This window comes from Verrucosispora sp. SN26_14.1 (genome assembly GCF_004307965.1).
In the GTDB taxonomy this organism is placed as follows: Bacteria; Actinomycetota; Actinomycetes; order Mycobacteriales; family Micromonosporaceae; genus Micromonospora.
Window position 1 is genome coordinate 1 of record NZ_SISL01000542.1, and the last position, 3,605, is coordinate 3,605.

The window sequence follows — 3,605 nt, forward strand, 5'->3', positions numbered from 1 at the left end:
GAGACAGCGTCGGCGCCGACCTGTCCGACCGGGCCGCCGCGCCCCGCCTGGTCGACGCGGTGACGGCGGCCCTCGGTCCGGTCGAGATCCTGGTCAACAACGCGGCCACCACCCGCTTCATCCCCTTCGACGACCTGGACGCCGCCGACGACGAGGTGTGGGAGTCGCTGCTGCGGGTCAACCTGCTCGCCCCGGTGGCGCTCTGCCGGGCGACGTTCGCGGCGATGGGTCGCACCGGCTGGGGCCGGGTGCTCAACGTGGCGTCGACGTCGGCCTTCGACCCGGCCGGCAGCAGCCTGCCGTACGCCGTGTCGAAGTCGGCGCTGGTCGCCTTCACCCAGGGGCTCGCCGCCGTCGCCCCGCCCGGAGTCGCGGTCAGCGCGATCGCGCCGGGCTGGATGGACACCCCGTGGGCGTCCCGGCACTCCGGCGGGTCGGCCGCCGGTGGCGCGGCGGAGGTGGACGTGGACGAGGTGGCGCGGGCCGCCGTCGAGCTGGTCACCGGCACCGCCGGCAACGGCACCGTGGTGGTGCTCGACGGCGGTGCCCGGTGGCGTCGGGCGCAACAGGGCGGGTGACCCGCCCCGCGCACGGGACGGGTGCCGCTCTTAGTCGACCGCCGCCACGGTGAGCACCTCGCGGGGGTTCTCCACGGTCAGCCGGTGCAACTGCTCCTCGGCGACACCCCGGGCGCGCAGGCCCGGCAGGACACTGCCCAGCACGTAGCCGTACCCGTTGCCGCCGAACAGCGCGAACATGTCCCGCTTGCACACGTCCTGGGAGAGCACGATCCGGTGGTGTCCCTCGCCGAGCAGGGTCGCGACGGCGTCCAGGATCCGTTCCGTGTACGCCGGAGGGAAGGCGCCCAGGTTGTCGAAGGACAGCCAGGCGCCCCGGTCCAGCGCGGTGCGATAGAAGGCGAGCGACGGATGACTGTCGGCGTGGCCGATCACCACCCGGTCCGGCGCGACGCCCTCCTCCTCGAACAGGTCGAGGGCGTGCAGGCCGACGTCGCTGCCGACGGAGTGGGTGGCGATCGCCAGCCCGGTCCGTCGACTGGCCCGGGCCGCCGCCCGGTGGCAGCGCTCCTCCTGGGCGGAGATCCACGACTTGTCCGCGCCGATCTCGCCGATGATGCCGGGGCGTACGCCGGTCCCGTCGGCACCGTGCCGGATCTCCTCGACCAGCCGGTCGGCGAGCTGGTCGACGCTGCGCCGGTCGACGTCCTCGGCGGCGGGGTAGTAGGGCTGCCGGTACCACCCACAGCCCATCACGATGTGCAGGCCGGTGCGGCGGGCCAGCGCCGCCATCCGTGCCGGTTCCCGCCCGATGCCGGGCACGGTCAGCTCCACCAGGGCGTTGCCGCCCTGTGCGGTGAAGGCGGTCAGCTCCTCGACGAGCAGGTCGTCGTCGTCGGGCAGGCCGGCGACGTCGAAACGGCCGGGGATCTCCCAGAGCCGGATGTAGAGGTGCTCGTGCATCAGCGTGGTGCCGAGCGTGGCCGGGTCGATCTCGCCCAGCACGGTGACGATCCGTCCCGCGCTCATCCGACCGGCACCTCGTGCAGCGCCGCCGCCGGAACCCGCAGCGCGTCGTGGATGATCTCGACCGCCTCGTCGATCTCGGCGTCGTCGAAGACGGTCGGCAACGCGAACACCCCCCAGCCGCACACCCCCCGGTTGAGCAGGGCGAGCCGCATCGCGGCGTTGACCTCACCCCAGGCCGCCGGGGTGCGCTCGGTGGTGGCGACGCTGACCAGCGAACCGACCTGGCGTACCTCCAGTGCCAGGTCCAGGTCGGCGAAGGCGCCCCGGAGCCGGGTGGCGAACCGCTCACCGAGCCGTTCCAGGCGCGGGTACGCGTCGGCGTCGAGCAGCCGCAGCGTGGCCAGCCCTGCGGCGGCGGTCACCGGATTGCCGTTGAACGTGCCGGCGTGTGCCAGCCGGGGCCCACCGGCCGCGTCGGTCACCGCCATCACGTCGACCCGTCCGCCGTACGCGCCGACCGGCATGCCGCCGCCGATCACCTTGCCGTAGGCGGTGAGGTCCGGGGTGACGCCGTAGCGCTGCTGCGCGCCCCCGGGTGCCACCCGGAACGCGATGACCTCGTCGAAGAGCAGGAGCACACCGTGGGCCGTGGCGGCTGCCCGGACGGCCTCGAGGAAGCCGGGTGCCGGCGGGACCCAGGTGGCGATGGAGGCCATCGGGGTGACGATGACGGCGGCCAGCCGGTCGGCGTACCGCTCGATCAGCGAGACCACGCCGTCGGTGTCGTTGAACGACCCGATGACCACGTTGTCGGCGAGGTTCGCCGGCACCCCGGCGGTGTACGGCGCGCCGCGTTCGGAGCCGGGGGTCGCCGCGTTGATCTCCATGCCGTCGAAGGTGCCGTGGTACGAGCCGTCCATCTTCAGCACGAGGTCACGACCGGTGTACGCCCGGGCCGTCTTGATCATCATCATGGTGGCCTCGGTGCCGGAGTTGGTGAACCGCAGCCGGTCCAGCGAGGGCACCCGGGCGCACAGCTCCTCGGCGAGGTCGATCTGCACCGTGTTGGGGGCGAGCACGGCGGTGGCCCGGCCGGCCTGGTCCCGGATGGCCTCGGTGACCTGCGGGTGGACGTGGCCGTGGATCAGCGACGTCGCGTTGTAGATCAGGTCGAGCAGCCGGTGACCGTCGGCGTCCTCCAGACGTGTCCCGGCGGCGCGTTCCACGTAAACGGGATACGGATTCATCGCCAGTGAATAGCGTGTGTCGCCGCCCGGAAGGACCTGGCTAGCGCGTCGGAAGAGGGCCGCCGATGCGGGCGTACGCTCTTCAAATGTGGACCTTTCGGTGGTGATCCAGTCTGCGATCCGAGTCCCGGCGCCCATCCGTTGACAGCCTCCCGCCTCAACCCTACTGTGCATTCGTAGTCACAGCGTCTGACGTCACAGTAGGGCCTCAAGGACCGTCGGACAAGGGCCCGGAACCACCCGACGAGGGGAGCCCGACCAGCGTGAGCGCCGCAGCGAGTACCTCGACCCGCGTACCCCGCCGACTGGCCGATCTCGACACCCCCGCGCCACTGGTGGAGGTCCCCCGGCTCGACGCCAACCTGCGTCGGGGCGCCGAGATCGCCGACCGGGACGGGCTGGCGCTGCGTCCGCACGCCAAGACCCACAAGACCGTGGAGATAGCCCGCCGGCAGCTCGCCACCGGGGCCACCGGACTCACCGTGTCCAAGCTGGACGAACTCGACGCGCTGCGTCCGGCCGGCGCGGCCGACTACCTGCTCGCCTACCCGGTGGTCACCGCCGTGAAGGCGGACCGCCTGGTGGCGCTCTCGACGACCACCCCGGCGCGGATGCTCGTCGGGCTGGACAGCCCGGCCGGCGCCGAGGTGCTCAGCGGTGCCGCCATCCGCGCCGGCGTCGAGATCGAGGTGCTGATCGAGGTCGACAGCGGCCTCGGGCGCTGCGGCGTGGAGCCGGACGATGCCGCCGACCTGGCGGACCTGGTCACCGGTCGGCCCGGCCTGCGGATCGCCGGGGTGTTCACCCACGCCGGCCACGCCTACGCCGCCCGCGACGCCGCCCACCTGGCCCGGACCGCCCAGTCCGAGGC

4 protein-coding genes are annotated in these 3,605 nt (G+C 73.0%); 2 read left to right on the top strand and 2 right to left on the bottom strand.

The features are described from left to right. Positions 1-578 (top strand): SDR family NAD(P)-dependent oxidoreductase (locus EYA84_RS28685; protein WP_131057087.1); only part of this gene is annotated, 578 nt, incomplete at its 5' end. 30 nt (positions 579-608) lie between these two features. On the opposite strand, the gene EYA84_RS28690 is transcribed toward EYA84_RS28685, so the two are convergent. Together EYA84_RS28690 and EYA84_RS28695 are read right to left on the bottom strand one after the other, a co-directional pair. Continuing rightward, positions 609-1,547: a phosphotriesterase gene (locus EYA84_RS28690; RefSeq protein ID WP_131057089.1), complete on the bottom strand. Its 939-nt coding sequence runs from the start codon at positions 1,545-1,547 to the stop codon at positions 609-611. Continuing rightward, entirely contained in the window at positions 1,544-2,734 is a 1,191-nt protein-coding gene (locus tag EYA84_RS28695) for an aspartate aminotransferase family protein (RefSeq protein ID WP_161595062.1), read from the bottom strand. The genes EYA84_RS28690 and EYA84_RS28695 overlap by 4 nt, the downstream gene beginning before the upstream one ends. Positions 2,735-2,997: 263 nt before the next feature. Here EYA84_RS28695 and EYA84_RS28700 point away from each other — a divergent pair. Continuing rightward, a partial coding sequence (locus EYA84_RS28700) for an alanine racemase (RefSeq protein WP_201272512.1) occupies positions 2,998-3,605 on the top strand: 608 nt, incomplete at its 3' end.